At 72.2% G+C, this 15,998-nt stretch carries 23 protein-coding genes and 1 pseudogene; 23 read left to right on the top strand and 1 reads right to left on the bottom strand.

The features are described from left to right. Window positions 1-22 precede the first annotated feature (22 nt). The 8 genes and pseudogenes from OG883_RS45925 (at window position 23) to OG883_RS45890 (ending at window position 5,443) form a co-directional block, all read left to right on the top strand. The gene (locus OG883_RS45925) at window positions 23-1,186 is read left to right on the top strand and encodes an IS701 family transposase (protein ID WP_266553438.1); all 1,164 of its coding nucleotides are present in this window, start codon (window positions 23-25) and stop codon (window positions 1,184-1,186) included. A gap of 11 nt (window positions 1,187-1,197) precedes the next feature. Continuing rightward, the gene (locus OG883_RS45920) at window positions 1,198-1,344 is read left to right on the top strand and encodes a hypothetical protein (protein ID WP_266553435.1); all 147 of its coding nucleotides are present in this window, start codon (window positions 1,198-1,200) and stop codon (window positions 1,342-1,344) included. A 285-nt stretch (window positions 1,345-1,629) separates the two neighbouring features. Beyond that, window positions 1,630-2,109, top strand: coding sequence for a hypothetical protein (locus OG883_RS45915; protein ID WP_266553432.1), 480 nt, complete (start codon window positions 1,630-1,632; stop codon window positions 2,107-2,109). A gap of 357 nt (window positions 2,110-2,466) precedes the next feature. Further along, window positions 2,467-2,871: pseudogene (locus OG883_RS45910) on the top strand (HU family DNA-binding protein); the annotation flags it as partial. Between the two features lie 88 nt (window positions 2,872-2,959). Beyond that, window positions 2,960-3,136, top strand: a complete 177-nt coding sequence (locus OG883_RS45905) for a hypothetical protein (protein WP_266553429.1) — start codon at window positions 2,960-2,962, stop codon at window positions 3,134-3,136. A 488-nt stretch (window positions 3,137-3,624) separates the two neighbouring features. Further along, window positions 3,625-4,191 (top strand): hypothetical protein, encoded by a 567-nt coding sequence (locus OG883_RS45900; protein WP_266553426.1) that lies wholly within the window; start codon window positions 3,625-3,627, stop codon window positions 4,189-4,191. Window positions 4,192-4,477: 286 nt separating this feature from the next. Continuing rightward, window positions 4,478-5,167 carry a hypothetical protein gene (locus OG883_RS45895; protein WP_266553423.1) on the top strand — a complete coding sequence of 230 codons (690 nt, stop codon included), beginning with the start codon at window positions 4,478-4,480 and terminating at the stop codon, window positions 5,165-5,167. Window positions 5,168-5,176: 9 nt separating this feature from the next. Further along, the gene (locus OG883_RS45890) at window positions 5,177-5,443 is read left to right on the top strand and encodes a hypothetical protein (RefSeq protein ID WP_266553420.1); all 267 of its coding nucleotides are present in this window, start codon (window positions 5,177-5,179) and stop codon (window positions 5,441-5,443) included. A 404-nt stretch (window positions 5,444-5,847) separates the two neighbouring features. Here the strand turns inward: OG883_RS45890 and OG883_RS45885 are convergent, their stop codons facing one another. Then, window positions 5,848-6,030, bottom strand: a complete 183-nt coding sequence (locus tag OG883_RS45885; protein WP_266554735.1) for a hypothetical protein — start codon at window positions 6,028-6,030, stop codon at window positions 5,848-5,850. 316 nt (window positions 6,031-6,346) lie between these two features. On the opposite strand from OG883_RS45885, the gene OG883_RS45880 reads away from it, so the two are divergent. The 15 genes from OG883_RS45880 to OG883_RS45810 all read left to right on the top strand — a co-directional run bounded on the left by OG883_RS45880 (window position 6,347) and on the right by OG883_RS45810 (window position 15,777). Then, on the top strand, window positions 6,347-6,631 hold the full coding sequence (locus OG883_RS45880; protein ID WP_266553415.1) for a hypothetical protein: 285 nt from the start codon (window positions 6,347-6,349) through the stop codon (window positions 6,629-6,631). Window positions 6,632-6,855: 224 nt separating this feature from the next. Continuing rightward, the gene (locus OG883_RS45875) at window positions 6,856-7,161 is read left to right on the top strand and encodes a hypothetical protein (protein WP_266553413.1); all 306 of its coding nucleotides are present in this window, start codon (window positions 6,856-6,858) and stop codon (window positions 7,159-7,161) included. 211 nt (window positions 7,162-7,372) lie between these two features. Beyond that, window positions 7,373-8,014 carry a hypothetical protein gene (locus tag OG883_RS45870; protein ID WP_266553411.1) on the top strand — a complete coding sequence of 214 codons (642 nt, stop codon included), beginning with the start codon at window positions 7,373-7,375 and terminating at the stop codon, window positions 8,012-8,014. Between the two features lie 613 nt (window positions 8,015-8,627). Then, the gene (locus OG883_RS45865) at window positions 8,628-8,930 is read left to right on the top strand and encodes a hypothetical protein (RefSeq protein WP_266553410.1); all 303 of its coding nucleotides are present in this window, start codon (window positions 8,628-8,630) and stop codon (window positions 8,928-8,930) included. A 127-nt stretch (window positions 8,931-9,057) separates the two neighbouring features. Beyond that, window positions 9,058-9,231 carry a hypothetical protein gene (locus tag OG883_RS45860; RefSeq protein WP_266553407.1) on the top strand — a complete coding sequence of 58 codons (174 nt, stop codon included), beginning with the start codon at window positions 9,058-9,060 and terminating at the stop codon, window positions 9,229-9,231. A gap of 187 nt (window positions 9,232-9,418) precedes the next feature. Next, a complete protein-coding gene (locus tag OG883_RS45855; RefSeq protein WP_266553405.1) occupies window positions 9,419-9,889 on the top strand; it encodes a hypothetical protein in 471 nt (156 codons plus the stop codon). Window positions 9,890-10,168: 279 nt separating this feature from the next. Continuing rightward, the gene (locus OG883_RS45850) at window positions 10,169-10,417 is read left to right on the top strand and encodes a hypothetical protein (protein WP_266553402.1); all 249 of its coding nucleotides are present in this window, start codon (window positions 10,169-10,171) and stop codon (window positions 10,415-10,417) included. A 459-nt stretch (window positions 10,418-10,876) separates the two neighbouring features. After that, window positions 10,877-11,080 (top strand): hypothetical protein, encoded by a 204-nt coding sequence (locus OG883_RS45845; RefSeq protein WP_266553399.1) that lies wholly within the window; start codon window positions 10,877-10,879, stop codon window positions 11,078-11,080. 513 nt (window positions 11,081-11,593) lie between these two features. Further along, entirely contained in the window at window positions 11,594-12,022 is a 429-nt protein-coding gene (locus OG883_RS45840) for a hypothetical protein (RefSeq protein ID WP_266553396.1), read from the top strand. A 228-nt stretch (window positions 12,023-12,250) separates the two neighbouring features. Continuing rightward, window positions 12,251-13,012, top strand: coding sequence for a hypothetical protein (locus OG883_RS45835; protein ID WP_266553394.1), 762 nt, complete (start codon window positions 12,251-12,253; stop codon window positions 13,010-13,012). Window positions 13,013-13,308: 296 nt separating this feature from the next. Continuing rightward, window positions 13,309-13,506, top strand: coding sequence for a hypothetical protein (locus OG883_RS45830; RefSeq protein WP_266553392.1), 198 nt, complete (start codon window positions 13,309-13,311; stop codon window positions 13,504-13,506). A gap of 192 nt (window positions 13,507-13,698) precedes the next feature. Beyond that, a complete protein-coding gene (locus OG883_RS45825; protein WP_266554804.1) occupies window positions 13,699-13,965 on the top strand; it encodes a hypothetical protein in 267 nt (88 codons plus the stop codon). 276 nt (window positions 13,966-14,241) lie between these two features. Continuing rightward, the gene (locus OG883_RS45820; protein ID WP_266554803.1) at window positions 14,242-14,592 is read left to right on the top strand and encodes a hypothetical protein; all 351 of its coding nucleotides are present in this window, start codon (window positions 14,242-14,244) and stop codon (window positions 14,590-14,592) included. A gap of 206 nt (window positions 14,593-14,798) precedes the next feature. Then, window positions 14,799-15,197 (top strand): hypothetical protein, encoded by a 399-nt coding sequence (locus OG883_RS45815; RefSeq protein ID WP_266554801.1) that lies wholly within the window; start codon window positions 14,799-14,801, stop codon window positions 15,195-15,197. Between the two features lie 169 nt (window positions 15,198-15,366). Continuing rightward, on the top strand, window positions 15,367-15,777 hold the full coding sequence (locus OG883_RS45810) for a hypothetical protein (RefSeq protein ID WP_266554799.1): 411 nt from the start codon (window positions 15,367-15,369) through the stop codon (window positions 15,775-15,777). Window positions 15,778-15,998: the final 221 nt, after the last annotated feature.

Genomic DNA, 15,998 nt, shown 5'->3' with positions numbered 1-15,998 from the left:
CTAGTACTGCAATCACAGTTGTATGTGGTTGAGTTGGTGTGTGGCTGAGCTCGGGGTGGGGTTGGTTGAGGGGTGGGCCGGGGTGCTGGCGGGGTTGCATGCCCGGTTCGCGTCGCGTTTCGTGAGGTCGGAGCCGCGTGGGCGGGCTCTTGCGTATATGCGGGGGTTGATCGCTCCGTTGGAGCGGAAGAACGGCTGGACGCTGGCGGAGCGGGCCGGTGACCGGCTGCCGATCGGGATGCAGCGCCTGCTGGGCGAGGCGGACTGGGACGCCGATGGTGTTCGTGACGACGTGCGGGACTTCGTCGTCGAGACGATCGGCGACAAGAACGCGGTCTTGATCGGTGACGACACCGGCTTCCTGAAGAAGGGCGTGCGCTCGGCGGGTGTCCAGCGGCAATATTCCGGAACGGCCGGACGGACGGAAAATTGCCAGGTCGGCACGTTCCTCGCGTACGCGTCGGCGAAGGGCCGGGCTCTGATCGACCGGGAGCTGTACCTGCCCGTCTCCTGGACGGATGACCGCGAGCGGTGCCGGGAGGCCGGCGTCCCGGACGAGGTGTTGTTCGCGACGAAGACGGAGCATTTCAAGGCCATGCTCGTGCGTGCGGTCCAGGCGGGCGTGCCGTTCGCGTGGGTCACCGCGGACGAGGCCTACGGGCAGTCGAAATCCCTCAGGTGGTGGATGGAACAGCGGGCCATCAGCCATGTGATGTGTGTGAAGACCAGCGACACCGTCATCACCCGCGGTGCGGGGGAACGCCGTGTCGACGAGCTGGTGGCCGCTCTCGCGCCACAGTCTTGGAAGCGTCTGTCCGCTGGGAAAGGATCCCATGGTGAGCGTATGTACCAGTGGGCCCGGATCCCCATCCGGATCTGGTGGGAGAACGGCCACGGCCACTGGGTCCTGGCCCGCCGCAGCCTGAAGGACCCCACTGACCTCGCCTACTACGTCTGTTACGGGCCCGTCAGCACCCGCCTGAAAGACCTGGTCAGGGTGGCCGGCGCCCGCTGGGCCGTCGAAGAGTGCTTCCAGACTGCGAAGGGCGACTGCGGCCTGGACCACTACCAGGTCCGCCTCTACCACGCCTGGTACCGGCACATCACCCTCGCCATGGCCGCCCTCGCGGCCCTGACCGCCGTCCGCGCCCACGAACTCTCAAAAGGGGCAACCACGGTGGCCTGATACCACTGTCCGTGGCAGAGATACGCCGCCTCATAGGCCACCTCCTCCACCCCGCCCACCTCACCATCCACCACCATCTGCACTGGTCACACTGGCGAAGACTCAGCCAGACACGCGCCCGCGACAGCCACTACAAACAACGCGGACACACCCCTTAACTGTGATTGCAGTACTAGGCCCACCCCGTCGCCGGGGTGGGCCTTCGCGTTCGTCGTACCCGCAACCGTCGCGCCCCGACCCGTGCCCCGCGCTGCCGCCCGGCGCGTCGTGGCCGGTCGCGGCCGTGTTGCACGGCTTGCCCCGCCCGCCGCCACAGTGCGGTCCGCCGGCCCGGGGGAGCGGTGCCCACCCATTCCCCGCTCCCTCGGCCCGCATCAGCCCTCACCGGCCGCGCCGTGCCCGGCGCCGCCGGTGAGCCCCGCCACCATCCCGGAGTCCCGACCATGACCCTTCCTGCCGCCCTGCTCGTCACCCCGCTCCCGTTCGCGCCGACCAAGTCCACGCTCTCCGAGGGAAGTACGCCCCTTCACCTGCCCGCCGACAGGCAACAGGACTGGCTGGAGGGGCAGATCGGCGGTGGGGTCAGGGCAGTCGCCTACCACCTCCACGCGTCCGTGCACGTGAACAGCAACGCCATCGTGCTCGGCCAGCAGCCCAACCCGGTCCTGTGGACCCTGGCCTGCGCCTGGCGCGACCGCATCCTGCCCTACGCACTGCACGGGCCCGCCCTGATCACCGGACGCGCCGACCTCAGCGGCACCTACCTGCCGCTGACCGGGCAGATGGCCACCCAGACGCAGGCGGCACTGAAGGCGGCGACCGGCTGGTGGCTGGAGCACGACTACGACATCCCGCTGTGGCCGGTCAACCCCGCCTCCCGCCGCTTCGCGGAGGCAGTCGCCGTGACCCGAGCCACCCTGTAGCCCGTGGAACAGAGCAGCCCCCGGCACGCGCCTTCGCGAGCCGGGGGCTGCTTCCGTACCCGTCGCTGCCCGGCGGCCCCATGCCGCACCGCGACTCTGCCGCGCGGCCCGCGCCGCCGCACGGCCTCTGCCCGTGCCGCCGCGCCGTCCGTCGCTGCCTGCCGCGGTGCGCGGAACGCCGCCTCGCGCTCCGACCTTCCCGACCAGAAGTTGCCCCTGACCCGGCAGAAAGCGTTGCGCGGCTAACTGCCCACCCTGCCAAGGTCATTCACACCCAGCCCGGACCACAACCCCCACGGGGCAAGGCCCGGCCGCGCGGCAACAGACCCAGCACCCGAGTCCGAGGGGACACACACCATGAACAAGGCACAGCTCGTCGAGGCGATCGCCGACACGATCGGCGGCCGACAGCAGGCCGCCGACGCCGTCGACGCCGTACTCGACGCCATCGTCCGCGCGGTGGTCGCGGGAGACCGGGTCTCCGTCACCGGCTTCGGCTCCTTCGAGAAGGTCGACCGCCCGGCCCGCTACGCCCGAAACCCGCAGACCGGCGAACGGGTCCGCGTCAAGAAGACCTCCGCCCCCCGCTTCCGCGCGGGCCAGGGCTTCAAGGACCTCGTCGCCGGTACCAAGAAGCTCCCCAAAGCGGGCCAGATCTCCGTCCAGAAGGCCCCCAAGGGCAGCCTGCCCGGCGGTGCCGCCACGAAGGACAAGAAGGCCACCACCCGGAAGACCGGGAAGGCGCAGAAAGCCACGGCGGCCACCACCCCGGCCCGATCGGCCGCCGCCTAGAAACCCGGCCCGCCGTCCCCTGCCGCCCCCGTGCCGCGCCCGAATGGAGACCCCTGCTGTGTCCGCCCCGTCAGCCCACCACGTGCACCGGCGATGCCACGCCACACCGTCAGACGGCCGACCCGGGATCTGCGCCAAATCCCCCGGCCACACCACCAGAACCCCCGACCCCGACCCCGACCACTTCGACCCGGACACCGAAGAGACCTGGCGCGACCACGACCCCGGCCAGTGACCCCGACCCGTTCATTGCACCCCTAACTCCCCACCCCGGCATGGTCTCGGTGTCGGGCCGGAACCCCTGCGGACTCCGCTTTCCGCTCAAGTCCGGCCCGACACCACCATCCGACCGCCGCGCCCCGACCCGTGCCCCCGCCGCGCCGCGCCGCGCCGTGCGAGGCCAACGCCCCCGCACCCGGCGCCGGGGTCGCCCCATGCCCCCCACGTACCGGCTCCGCTCGCCTCGTCGCCTGCCCGCCGAGCGGGGGAGCCGGGGTCGTGTCGCTTACCCCGCCGTCCACCACAGTCAGAGCAGCCGGGAACGCCCCGCACGAACCCCCTTCCGTGTGCTGCGAGCGACCGGCAACTGCCGGGCCGCGTGCGACCGCGCATCCCCCCTCTGCCGCACCGCGCGGTCCGGCATCACCTGCCCCAGGCGACGCCCCAAGGCCGCCGCGCCCAGCCCACCGCCCGTGCAACCGCCCCCTGAAAGGACCGACCGTCATGGTTTCCACACCCGCCCAGCTCCGCCACACCCAGGAAGCAATCGAGCGCCTGACCGGGCACCTTGCCGACCTCGGCATACCAGCAGCAGCGATCCAGGCCCTCCTCGACAACACCGACCCCGGCCCGTGCAACGACCTCAGAGGCGGCGCCATCTGCCAACTCGATCTCGGCCACCCGCAGAAGCGCCATCTGGCCGTCTGGCCCCCCGCCCCGGGCACGAAGACCCAGACCGAATGGGCCAGCAGCTGGTCCGAACACGACATCAAGAAGCACGGGGCCTACGACAATCCCTTCACCCTGCCCGACGCCGCGACACCCGCTATGCGCGCGCACACCGAACTCGTCGACGAGCCCCGGGTGCTCATCTGCCAGCCCGTCACCGACACCCTGCTGTACGTACACATCAGGCTCGGCAGGAACGACACCGGCCTGACCTCGTGGCTGCGCCGCATCGGCCTGAAGCACGGGCAGGCCACCCGTACCGAACACGGCGACTACCTCGCCCGCGGTCACCTGAACGGGGCCCGCGTCGCACTGATCGCGCACGCCCACTCCTACCGCTGACCCCCGTACTACCCCGAGCCCGCCCGCCCCGCCCTACTCCGGCCAGGAGGGCCCGGCGTGTTGCGGACCCCCTGACTGGTCTGGCCCCCGGACGCAGCGACCACGCAGCGCCCGGGGGCCGACCCATGTGCCCCGCCGCCCGCGCGAAACCAGCACCGCCGCATCCCCGCCGGCCGGGTTGCTGCCCTAACCCGCCGGACCCCGACAGTGTCACCACCGGCCGCCGCACCGCACGCCCCAACGGGCGCCCCGCGCGGCCCCCAACTTCCCGGAAGGCAGCCCCGGCATGTTCCTGCACCTGACGACCCTCCTCGACCTCGACCAGGAGCCGATAGGCACCGTCAGCGCCCAGTTCGTCGGCGGCGCCCGCACCAACACCTGGCTCGTCGTCGCCAACACCCCCAACGAAACCGGCGACCATGTCGCCCTCCACACCTACGGCCCGTTCGCCACCGACGACGACGCCCGCGCCTGGGCCGCCGCCCACCTCACCCCGTACAGCACGTGGACCATCGCCCCCCTCGCCATCCCCTACACCAACGCCGAGGTCAACGCCGAACGCCGCAAGCCGCTGCGCCACTCCACCACCGCGCGCCGGGCCCGCGCGGACACCATCGCCGCCTACCTCACCCCGTACGACGGCCTGACCCGCCTGCCGCGCAACACCCGCCCGGACACGTCCCGCCACGGGTTCACCGCCCGCGAGAGCGAGCACCCCGGCCTCGGCCCGGTCGTCGAGCTCACCGCCCTGGGCCCCGACGACTACCGGCGCGAGGACGACCACCACCGCATGAAGGCCATCCTGCGCCGGGACTACCCCCACTTCGAGATCACCGACCAGGACACCCGCCTCCTGGTGCGCCGCCTGTCCGATGCCGAACTCCACGACCGCGCCGACCAGGCCGCCGCCCGCGTTGCCCCGCACCTCGCCGCCCTCACCACCAACACCCCGCCCGCCACCGACATCGAGAAGTGAGGAACTGCCGTGGGTCATCAGATCATCGAGCAACCGGACGGGCTCCTCGCCGTCTTCTCCAGCGTCGTCGGCTCCTTCGTCGTCACAGATGCCACCCCGGAGGAACTCATCGACTGGTACGCCGAGGAAGCCGCCCGCGAAGCACGGGAGCGTACGAAGCGGCTGCTGGATAGAGTCGCCGTAGGAGGGCAAGTCGCTTACGGGCAGCATGCGTTGACGTGGGAGGAAGCCTCCCAGCTCCACCAGGAGTGCAGCAGCGACCCAGACGAGAGCTGACACACAACGGTGCCCCGCCGGGGGTGCAGGGCGGCACCCCGGCCCACCGCGTGGCTCTGGCGCGGCCGGCCGGGTTGCGGCGGTTGGCGTCCGCCCGGCCAGCCTCACCCCCAGCGGCCCGAGCGGAGCAGTGACCAACCTGCCTGCACCGCTCGGGGCTCCGCACCCCAAGGGCGTCTCCACGCCCCCACCGAGCCTTGACGACGGGACGTTCCGTGAATTCCGCTGCCCTCCGACCGCACGCCCTACCCCCGCGCACCCTGACCCGCCTGACGCCCGCCGACTGCACGGCCACCCATTGGTCGACAGCCAAGGCGAAGGCCGACGCCGGGAACCGAGTCCTGGCCTTCATCGAGAGCGGCCTCCACCCCGACTCCTTCACCGACGACCTGTACCGCACCTGCTCACAGCACCTGTTCGCCCACATCGCGCACTTCAACCGGCACGGCTTCGCGGACGTCTGGTTCACCACCCCTGACGACAAGGCCGCCTTCATCCGGCACGCCATCAACGCCCGCAGCGGCGGCGATCCCGCCTGGACGTGGTCCGACGTCGAGCAGCACCTTCAGGACACGCTCGCCGACCACCCCCGCCTGCAGGAGCCGTCAGCCTGGACCGGCGCCACCCGCCCGCACGACTGCCCCTCATGCCACTGCACCCCCAGCCCCCGCCTGACCCCCCTCCGCCCACTGCACCTTCACCGGCCCCGGCCCCGCCCCTCGCGGTCCCGGGGCCGCGCCATGCCCGCACAGCTACGCCCCTCACACGGGCTGACCCCGCCCGCACCCCACCGGCCCCCGGCCCATTCAGATTGCGGCTGTTGCCCCGCTGCTGGCCAGGGTCGGCGTACAGCCCACGCCCGAGGCGGGCCCCGCCCGCCCCTCCGAGATGCGGAACATCATCATGGCCACCACCCCGTCCACCACCGATACCGGCGCCCTGTGGCAGAACCTCGCAGATGCCCTGAACGCCCTCATCGACGCCCGGCAATTCCCCGACTTCCACGACCTCTACGGGGCGCGCAACAACTGGCAGCACCAGCCCATCGCCTCCACCGCTGCTCGCAGTGACGCCCCGTGGGTGGTCTTCGACCTGTCCACCCGGCAGTTCACCGTCTCCAGCCGCGAGCGAGTCCTCAACGGCGAACACGGCCGCCGCAACCGCCGCTCCAGGAAACAGCGCCGCTGACCCGCTGCCCCCTCCCTCGGCCCCCGCCCGGCGCCCCGCGCCCCTGCCGCATCTGCCGATCTGCCGGCGGGTGCGGCAGGCGGCAGCTTGCGGGTCTTGGCCGCCGCCGGGCCACGGTACGAAGCACCGGCCCGGCCGGGGCGGCGCCCACCCCTCCCGCCGCCTCGGGCCGAGCGACGACGTACCGCACCGGCCCACCCTTTCCACGAACGAGGAGACGCATCATGCTCGACACCTTCTGGGCAGTGATCGCCGAACAGCTCCAGGAGCTGCGCACCGCTAAGACCGCGGACGACGTCCTGCGCACCCTGGCCACCGACCACGGCCCGGACCGCGGGTTCTTCGCAGGCTCCGGCGGAGACGAGACCGTCAGTGACGCCCTGCACACCGCAGGCTGGCAACTGGTCTGGGCGGAGTCCTCGCTCTACTACACGATGCGCGCCCCCGACGGATCGATGATCACCTACATCGAGGGCGACATCCTCCGAGGCGACCGCCACGGCAACAACCCCGCCCCGACCGCCGACTGACCTCCCGCCCACCACGCTTACGCGCACAAGGCCCACCCTGTCGACGGGGTGGGCCTTCGCGCTGCCCTGCCCCCGCCCCCTTCGGACGGGCCGCCGCCCCCGCACACCTCACCCGGCAGCGCAGGGCAGGAGCCGCGAGATCTTGCCCGGCTTGCTCCCTCCCGCTCCAACCTCCACGGCACCCGAACAGCACCAGCCAAGGAGACCCGCTGTGGGATACGAGCTGTACTACGAGGGCTGCCTCACCTTCGACCGGCCTGTGAGCCTGGCCCGGCCCGACGAAGACCGCCTCTCCGATCTCGCCCGCTTCTTCACCCCGGTGTTCGAGCAAGCCGAGGGCACGCCGACCGGCCGTCACGTCACCGGTTTCCAGGTGGACGAGGAGACCGCCGACTGGGCCAAGTCGTGGCCCTGGCACGAGGACTTCGCGGCCATCGAAGAGTTCGCTCGATGCCACCAGGTCACTCTCACCGCGCAGTTGCGATGGCAGGGCGACGGCTGCCCCGCCAACCCCGCCGACGACCGCGGCCATGTCGTGTTCGACCTCCACGGTGACCACCATCAGGTCCCCGACAGCAGCAACGACCAGGCCGTCGAAGCCCACCGCCGACGCTCCTGCACCTGCTACCGCGACACCGCCCCGCGTCCCGCGCCTGCCCCGTCACCCGCACCCGCACCCGCACCCGTGCCCGTGCCCGAGCATCCGGCGGTCGGCCCGCTCACGCCCATCCGCAGCGGCCAGCTGACCGACTACGCCGCCCACTGCACCGAGCACGGCCAGATTGTCTTCATCCCGGACGAGAACCTGGCCCGCTCACTGCGCGACGAGCACGTCGCCCGCCACCACAGCTGACCACCCCGCCCCGGCTTCCGGCCCCGTCCTGCACCCCCGCAGGCGGGGCTGCTTGCCGTTCGCTCCGCGTCCCGGCCCGTGCCCCGGTGCCGTCACGCTTGCCGGCCTTACCCCCGCTCCTGCGCATGGTCCCGCCGCACCCCTCCACACGACGGAAGGACCCCACGACCATGCCCACCTCCTCAGTGAGCACGGCCAGATCAGCGGTCACTGTGAGGCCGCGCGGGCAGAGACCCGCGTTTTTGGCAGCGGTGACCTGGACAAGGACGTGACCGCGTTCGCCGCCTGGGTCGTTGACCTCGCTGACCGGCACGGCAAGGCTCCCCAGTAACGTCCGCTCGCCTCTACGGCCCCGTCTGCCCCGCCTGGGCAGACGGGGCCGCCTGCCGTTCCAGGGCTGCGCACCGCACTGCACCGCCGTGTCCTGCGTGCGACACCTTCCGCCGCGTGGCCGACCAAGCGGGCGGGCCGTCTCCAGGACACGTCACCGCCTCCGGCCCGCGCGCCTGTGGTGTGTTGCTGGGCTAACGCTGTCCGGCCGCAGGGTGCTCCCCGTCAGCCAGCCACGGGCCGTCGCATCCCGACGCCCCTGCCGCACGAGGAGCCCTTTGCCATGCTGCACACCGAACCCCTTGAACCCGCCGACAAGCCCGCCCCCGCCCTGTCGGCAGCCGAGGTGACCGCGACCCTGTTCGTCGACAACTTCGAGTCCCGGTGCGGGAACTGCCAGAAGCCGACCCTCCTGCACGGCATGCACCGCCACACCGACATCTCCGGATTTCAGCCGGAGCCCGGCGGCGGCTGCGGAGCCCGCTTTGTGAACATCGCCAGCCGCTCCCGCGCCGTGTCCGACGCCCGCCTGCGCGAGCTGCGCCCCGACCTCCCGATGCTCGGCCACAACGAGGACGACGCCTGACGCCTTCCACTCCCGGGCCCGGCGGCCCGGGAGCAGCCGCATTCGCGTCGCCGTGCTCCCGCCGCCCCGGCCGTAACTCCCTTCGCGCCGACCGGCGCTATCCCTGCCACCGAAGGAACCTGCCCCCGTGGCCGATCACGACGACGACATCGAGCTGGACGCTTCCGACCGCGCCGCAGAACGACGCCTCGCTGAACGGGCTGGACTCATCCCAACCCGTCGGCACAAGACGCGACCGACCGTCCGCGAAGCTGCCGAGGCCCACCCCTGTCCCGGCGAGCAGAATCCCAAGACCCTGTAGCCCCCGCCCCCTGGCACGCGCCCACCGCGCGCCAGGGGGGTTCGCGCCCGCCCGCCCGCTGACGGGCGCCGGGAAGCCGCCTCCTGCGGGGGTTGCGCTGCTTGCCCGCCGCCCGGTCATGGTCGGCACACCGGCCCGGGGGAGCCCTCTCGGGCCGTCCCTCGCCCCGCTCACCCCGTGGAGAATCATGCACTTTCCTGACGCACGTGCCCCCTACACGCCCTTCCTCGGACTACCGGTCGAGGGCATTGCCGAGTACGGCACCCGGCAACGCTCCGTCGAGGAGCTGCGCCCACTGTTCGAGGGGGTGCTGAACGATCCAACCGTCGTCGAGTTCGGGTGGCAGCAGTACACGCCGTACGACCCGGGTTCCTTCGGCGTCCGCTACATCTGGGTGCGCCCCGTCGAGGAGCCACCCGCCGCGACGGAGCGCGATCTGTGGCTGATGGATGGCTGTCCGAGTCTGGGCGACACCTACGGCCCGAATCGTGAGCACTATCGGGGCCCGGACCGCGACCGCTTCGAGCGCGTCATGGCGCTCCATCATGCCTTGGAGGAAGGCGGTTTCGACGACGTGCTGCGGCAGGCTTTCGGTGACCCGACCGCCGTGACGGTGCGCCGCGACGGTATCCGTGTGGCCCCCTGCAACCACGATTGACCCCGTTCTTAGGCCCCGGCTCCCGGTGCCCCTCCGTGTGGGCGCCGGGCCCTGCCCCGCCCCCCGCCCTGCCGGCCCCGCGCCGCCCCGTGCGCCCCCCGGCCGGTCGTGGTTGTGGTGGTTGGTTCGCTCCCGGTCATGGTCAGCGCACCGGCCCCGGGGGGTGCGCTGACCCCGCCCCGCCCCCTCGGGCCTCCCGCCCCCTCGGGCTTCGCGCCCCTCGGGCTTCGCGCCTGGCATACCCCGGCATGCCGTGACCGACAGGAGAGTGAACTGACCATGAATACAACCGAGTTCCGCATGGTGGCTGAAGAAGGCAGCATCGAAACGTACGCCACGTACGAAAGCGCCTACGCCACCATGACCCAGGCCGCAGTACGGGACATCGCCGAGCACGGCGAGGAGAACGCCCGCGACTCCGGGGCCCTGCACCCCTACGGCTACTCCATCGAGATCCTCCGCGACGGCGAAGACATCACCCACGCATGGGAAAGCAACTCCCCGGACAAGCCCCTCGCTCTCGCCTGACGGACACGCCCCCGACGGCCCGCCCCTCCCCGGAACCCCCGGAGAGGGGCGGGCCGTCCCGCGTCCCCGCTCCCACTGCCTGCCGCGTCACCGGGAAGCCACCGGCACGCCACCCCCGCCCCACCCTCATCGGAGCGGTCACGCTCTCCGGTCGCCCCTTGCCGGCCTAACCCCCCCGAGCCCCCGAGCCCCCGACCATGTGGCCCGCCGCGCCCCGCGCCCGGCACCACTCGACACCCGACGGCGAACCCACCACCCACGTATGGGCTGTTCGTCGCCTACAGGAAGGACCCGCAGTCTCATGCCCTTGCCGTCCTGGCTCCAGTCCCACTTGCCAGCCGCCATGCCCTCGCCGTACACCTTCGAGTCGTTCGCTGACGAGGTCGCCCGACTGATGGGCCTGCCCCCGGCACTGCGCACAGGGAGTTCGAGCTCAGCTCCGAGACTGATCATGTCTGGATGCTGTGGAAGTCCGACATGGGCGGGGCGATCCTCGTGCTGGACCGGCCGCAGAAGGAGCGGCGCGAGGCCCTGGTCATCAAGATGACGTGGTGCCTCTCGCCGGACCCGGCAGACATCGCCGCGATGGTGCGGGTGTACCAGCGGCGCGGCCGTGTCCGCTCGCTCCGGTCCCTACTGGGCCGCGTACTGCGCCGCGACTGACCTCGCCGAGGCACCCCCCAGCCGCCGGCCGCCGGGCATCCCAGCCGCCCCGCCCGCGTACGCCCCCGCGCCTCGCCGCCTCACGCGGCCGTGCGCCGCACCGCCCCCGAAGCGTGACGCCGCGCCCTGCGCCGGCGGGAGCACCAACGGCCCGCCTCCCTCCCCGGAACCCCCGGGAGGGGCGGGCCGTCCCACGTCCCCCCGCTCCCACAGCACTGCCGCGTCACCGGGAAGCCACCGGCCCCACCCCCGCGCCGCCCACGCCGAAACCCCCGCCGACAACTGACTGACAGACCCCAACCCCCAACCCTGGCCCCGGCGCCCGCGCCCCACCGCGCGGGCGCCGGGGCCGCCCCGTTCACCGGCCGCGCCCCGCCGGGCAGGGAGAGCCCCGGGCACCGTTGCCGTCCTTGCCCCGCACCCGGCCATGGTCACCACATCGGCCCCGGGGCGGTGACCACCCCCGCCCCTTCGGGCCGACCCACCGCATCCGTCCACCTGTGGAGCCTCCCCGTGACCGTGACCAAGCTCGATGCCCTGCGCGCGACCGCCCTTAAGAGCCTCACCACCGCCGGGTTCACCGACGCCACCGCCACCCGGCACAACACCACCACCGTCATCGCGACCGTCCCCGTCGCCCGCGCCGCGTGGGCCGACTTCGCACTCGCCTCCCACACGGTGCTGCGCCTGGCCGACTGGGCAGGCCGCGCCCGCTACGCGCTCTTCCCCGCCCGCGACAGCAGCGCCCCGTACACCCACACCGTGTACTTCCGTGCCACCGGCCCCGGCCTCGCCCAGCAGGACGTCGGAAAGGTGCTCTGCCACACCGTCCAGATCGTCCCCGGCTTCAACACCGAGGCGGACATCCCCAAGGCGCTCGCCACCGCCCTGTTCACCGACCCCACCCGCACGGGCGACATCACCATCAGCCGCCTCGCCTGACCCCCAGCAACCCCCGCCGCGCCCGGCCCCGTGCTCCGGAACACCACCGTTCCCGGACGCGGGCCGGTGGCGCGCCGCCATCCTCCGCCCCCGGCTGCGCCACCTCCCAGGGACTGGCCGGCACGGGGCCGAAGGGTTGCGCGGGTTGGCCCTTCCGTAAAGAGCCTCACATCCCACCACCGGCACGCCGCGCCACCCGCGATGCCGCCCCGAGCCAAGGACCATGTGATGACCGAGACCACCAGCACCCCCACCTACACCGCCGACGCAGTCGCCGCCGGAACGAGCCTCTACCCGCACCCGAAGCCACTCCTGGACACGGGCGCTCTTGCCGAGGCGATCCGGGTGCAGCTTCGCACCTGGGTCCCCGGCGCGTACGGGATCACCATCCCCACCCCCGAGACATTCGCCGCAGCGCCCACCGAGCGCACCGCGGGACTTCTCGGCGAGATCACCGGGCACATCCGATTTCGGGGTGCGGAGCAGGATGACGCATCGCCGTGGGCGCTCGCTCACCTGTTCAAGGCCCACCGCGACAGCCTGCACGCCGACCATGGCCGTGGTGACGCCCACCTCTTGGGTGCGCTGTACTCCCTCATCGTCGCCCGCGCCCACGTGCGGGACGGGTCCGACGGCCGGTTCGACCTAGACCCGTTCGGCGCTGACCGCTCCGCCATCGACGAGAGATCGCTGATCGAGACGATCCGTGTCCAGCTCGCCACATGGGTGTCCGACACCTTCGGGACGATCGTCCCGATCCCGAACCGGTGGGAGATGCGCACTGCTGCCGACCTGTCCGACCTCATCGGCGCCGTGATGGGCGCGGCGGAAACGAAGTACGGCGACATGGACGACGACGACAGCATTCAGGGCATGGCGCACCTGGCCAATGTCCGCGTCCACGGCCTCAAGGCCGGATACGGGCACGGTGACGCGCACCTCTTCGCCGCCCTCAACTCGCTGATCCTGGCCGCCGCCGCCCTCACCTGACAGACACCCCGCCGACACGGCGTCCGACGAGGATCGTCCAACCCGAAAGGAATCCCGTCCCGCCTCGGGCCCCGGAGTCGCGTCCCGCGATGCCGGGGCCGTCGCACGCCCGCCGCCGCGCCCGAGGTGCGCCGCACGCCCACCGCGCCGACTGCCGACGAAGCTGGCGGGGCTAACTGCTCGGCTCCACAAGGTCTTCGCACCGGGTCACCGACCTGGCTACGACCGAACGGAGCCACACCATGCCCACCCCCCTCGCATCCGTGTGCCGCAACCCACACTGCGGTGGCCGACTCATGCCGCGCTCTGAAGACACTCCTGACACCTACTGCATCGCCTGTGCGGACCTCGCCGACGATCACGATCAGGGCGAGCACGACCACGACAGCCATGAGTTCTGCCCTGCCTGCCTGCCAGCTCTGACCGGCGCCACCCGCGCCCTGCTCACCGACCCCGCCCGTACGGGCGACATCACCGTCACCCGCCTCGCCTGACAGCACCCCCCGCCCCGGCCCCGGCCCGCGTACCACCGCGCGCGGGCCGGGGCCGCCGCGTGGCCGCGGCCGGCCGGGGCGGCCGCCCCTTGACCGGCTTGCCGACCGCCACCGCACAGTGCGCTCACCCGGCACGAGCCACACCGGCTCGCACCCGCCGACCACACCGCCTCACCAAGGGAGTTACTCGTCATGCCGTGGAACAACGTGGTTGATGTCCTGCTGTTCGCGGCCCTCGCTCTGGGCGCGCTGTGCTGGGCGCTCGACCTGGGGACCCACAGGAGCCGTCTGGTGTTCCTGACGTGCGTGGTCGGCGCGATCACCCTCTCCGCCGTCTTGCAGAGCAAGGACTGGTGCGTCGTCGCCATCTACGGCGTCCTGCTCGGCATCAACCTCTCGGCACTGCGCCGCGAGAGCGTCCGCCGGAAGTCCGCCACGACTACCACGTCCCGGACCTGACCCCCGCACCCCCTTCTTCAGCCCCCGGCCCCCGCTACCCGTTGCAGGGGCCGGGGGCTGCCGCCAATCCCGGGACTCCTCCTGCCACGCCGAGCCAGGAGAGGCGACATCCGTCACCCGCCTCGCCTGACCTCCACCCCAACCACACCCCGCCCCGGCCCGGCCCCGGCTCCCGCGCCCACCGCGCGGGCGCCGGGCCGCCCCGCTCACCGGCCCCCGGCCTGCCGGGTACGGAGGACCCCGCCCGGCCCACGACGACCAAGGAAGGCACCGCCCGTGACCGCCGTTCAACACCACCCGGACCGCCTGCTCCCCAGCAGCGCGGACAACCTCATCCACAGGCAGACGGGCCTCGACCTGCCCGCACTCCTGGACAGCACACATCCTCTGGCCCGGCCGCTGCGCCTGATCCGCATAAACCTGGTCCTCGTCGAGCGAGACCTGAGGGAAATCAGCGACACGACGGCCCGAAGCATCGCGGTACGCCGCGAAGCCCTCGACGCGGGGAACCTGAGCATCAACCCTGTCTGGGCACCCCCGGCAACCGCCCTCGACCAGTGCCTCGGACAACGCGCCGGGATCATCAACGCTCTGAACACCCTCCTCGACTGCTGGCACGCGGACTGACCATGGTCGGCTCGCGCCCGCCCCGCGGGGGGACTGAACACCGGGCACCGTTGCCGCCCTTGCCCCTCACCCGGTCATGGTCAGCGCACCGGCCCTGGGAAGCGGTCGCCACCCCTCCAGCCCCCTCGGGCCACCTCACCCATCGCCTTACGCATCCGATCACCCTTCGCAGCTCGACCACGAAGCAGCCGACAAGGAGGACCACCGTGTCCGCTCCAGCCATCCAGCTGTTCCTCTACGGGAAGTGGCTGTTCAACATCGACCAGGCCCAGGCCCTCCTGAAGGAACACCCCCGCGACGCCAAGCCGACCCCGGTAGCAGACTGGGCCGCCCACTACCAGCTGGACCGACTCACCCCGAGCTACGACGGCGCGCCCTGGTGCCCCGTCTTCGGCCCGGACCAGTCCGCCTTCAACGCCGAACACGCCCTGCACACCGACCTGAACAACCCGGTCATCATCGCCACCATGGAGTTCGACAGCGGTCCCGCCATCCTGCTGATCGACGGCGTCCACCGTATGTACCGGGCGATGACAGAGGGCCGGGCGACCTTGCCCGCATACACCCTGACCACCGCCGAAACCACCAGGATCCGCGAGCGCTGAGCCCTCGCCCATGACGCAACGGGGCCCACCCCACCCGGGGTGGGCCCCGTTGCGTTCACCCGCCCCCTGGCGGAGCGCCGGCCCCGCCATGCGGGGGAGCGCGCATCGGGCATGGTTGCCGTCCTTGCCCGGCACCCGGTCATGGTCAGGACACCGGCCCGGGGGAGCGGTGACCACCCCTGCCCCCTCGGGCCGCCTCACCACACCCGCCCGCAAGGAGCCCGTGGCCATGTACGACCCCTACACGTCCGGCCCCCCTCAGACCTACGCCCAGAAGCGGCAGAGCCTGCTGGCCCGCCTCGCCGAGACGCCGTACTCCGGAATACGCCAGCGCATCGAGCGCACCCTCGCCGAGCTGAAGCCGCCCGCCCCCCGCCGGGTCGTCACCGAATGGTCCGAATCCTGCGCGTGCGGCGGCAACTTCCTCGGCCACGAAGAAGAACCCTGCCGCCCGGACTGCACCGGCTACTACCCCGTGCGCGAGTACATCGTCCTCGGCCACTCCGGAGGCGGCCCCCAGGCAGCCGGCCAGCCCGGCGACAGCTACGGCCCCACCCTCGCGGGCCCCTGCTACGACTGACCCTCACCCCGGCCCCGGCCCCCGCGCCCCACCACGCGGGCGCCGGGGCCGCCCTGCTCACCCAATCCGCCCCGCGGGGGAGTGAACACCGGTCACGGTTGCGGCCCTTGCCCCACACCCGGTCATGGTCAGCACACCGGCCCGGGGGAGCGGTGACCACCCACCCGCCCCCCGGGCCGCCTCACCCCGCCCCCGGCTACGCCCAACCGGCCCCGCGCCCA

Origin of the sequence: Streptomyces sp. NBC_01142 (genome assembly GCF_026341125.1) — a bacterium.
In the GTDB taxonomy this organism is placed as follows: Bacteria; Actinomycetota; Actinomycetes; order Streptomycetales; family Streptomycetaceae; genus Streptomyces.
This window is presented reverse-complemented; position numbering and strand designations above follow the sequence as displayed.

What these genes read in the sequence shown, in the direction of transcription:
- OG883_RS45895 (WP_266553423.1), top strand. Translation starts at nt 4,478, where the DNA reads ATGTTCCTGCACCTGACGACCCTCCTCGACCTCGACCAGGAGCCGATA.
- OG883_RS45880 (WP_266553415.1), top strand. Translation starts at nt 6,347, where the DNA reads ATGGCCACCACCCCGTCCACCACCGATACCGGCGCCCTGTGGCAGAAC.
- OG883_RS45835 (WP_266553394.1), top strand. Translation starts at nt 12,251, where the DNA reads ATGACCGAGACCACCAGCACCCCCACCTACACCGCCGACGCAGTCGCC.
- OG883_RS45855 (WP_266553405.1), top strand. Translation starts at nt 9,419, where the DNA reads ATGCACTTTCCTGACGCACGTGCCCCCTACACGCCCTTCCTCGGACTA.
- OG883_RS45825 (WP_266554804.1), top strand. Translation starts at nt 13,699, where the DNA reads ATGCCGTGGAACAACGTGGTTGATGTCCTGCTGTTCGCGGCCCTCGCT.
- OG883_RS45900 (WP_266553426.1), top strand. Translation starts at nt 3,625, where the DNA reads ATGGTTTCCACACCCGCCCAGCTCCGCCACACCCAGGAAGCAATCGAG.
- OG883_RS45915 (WP_266553432.1), top strand. Translation starts at nt 1,630, where the DNA reads ATGACCCTTCCTGCCGCCCTGCTCGTCACCCCGCTCCCGTTCGCGCCG.
- OG883_RS45865 (WP_266553410.1), top strand. Translation starts at nt 8,628, where the DNA reads ATGCTGCACACCGAACCCCTTGAACCCGCCGACAAGCCCGCCCCCGCC.
- OG883_RS45875 (WP_266553413.1), top strand. Translation starts at nt 6,856, where the DNA reads ATGCTCGACACCTTCTGGGCAGTGATCGCCGAACAGCTCCAGGAGCTG.
- OG883_RS45845 (WP_266553399.1), top strand. Translation starts at nt 10,877, where the DNA reads ATGCTGTGGAAGTCCGACATGGGCGGGGCGATCCTCGTGCTGGACCGG.
- OG883_RS45925 (WP_266553438.1), top strand. Translation starts at nt 23, where the DNA reads ATGTGGTTGAGTTGGTGTGTGGCTGAGCTCGGGGTGGGGTTGGTTGAG.
- OG883_RS45830 (WP_266553392.1), top strand. Translation starts at nt 13,309, where the DNA reads ATGCCGCGCTCTGAAGACACTCCTGACACCTACTGCATCGCCTGTGCG.
- OG883_RS45850 (WP_266553402.1), top strand. Translation starts at nt 10,169, where the DNA reads ATGAATACAACCGAGTTCCGCATGGTGGCTGAAGAAGGCAGCATCGAA.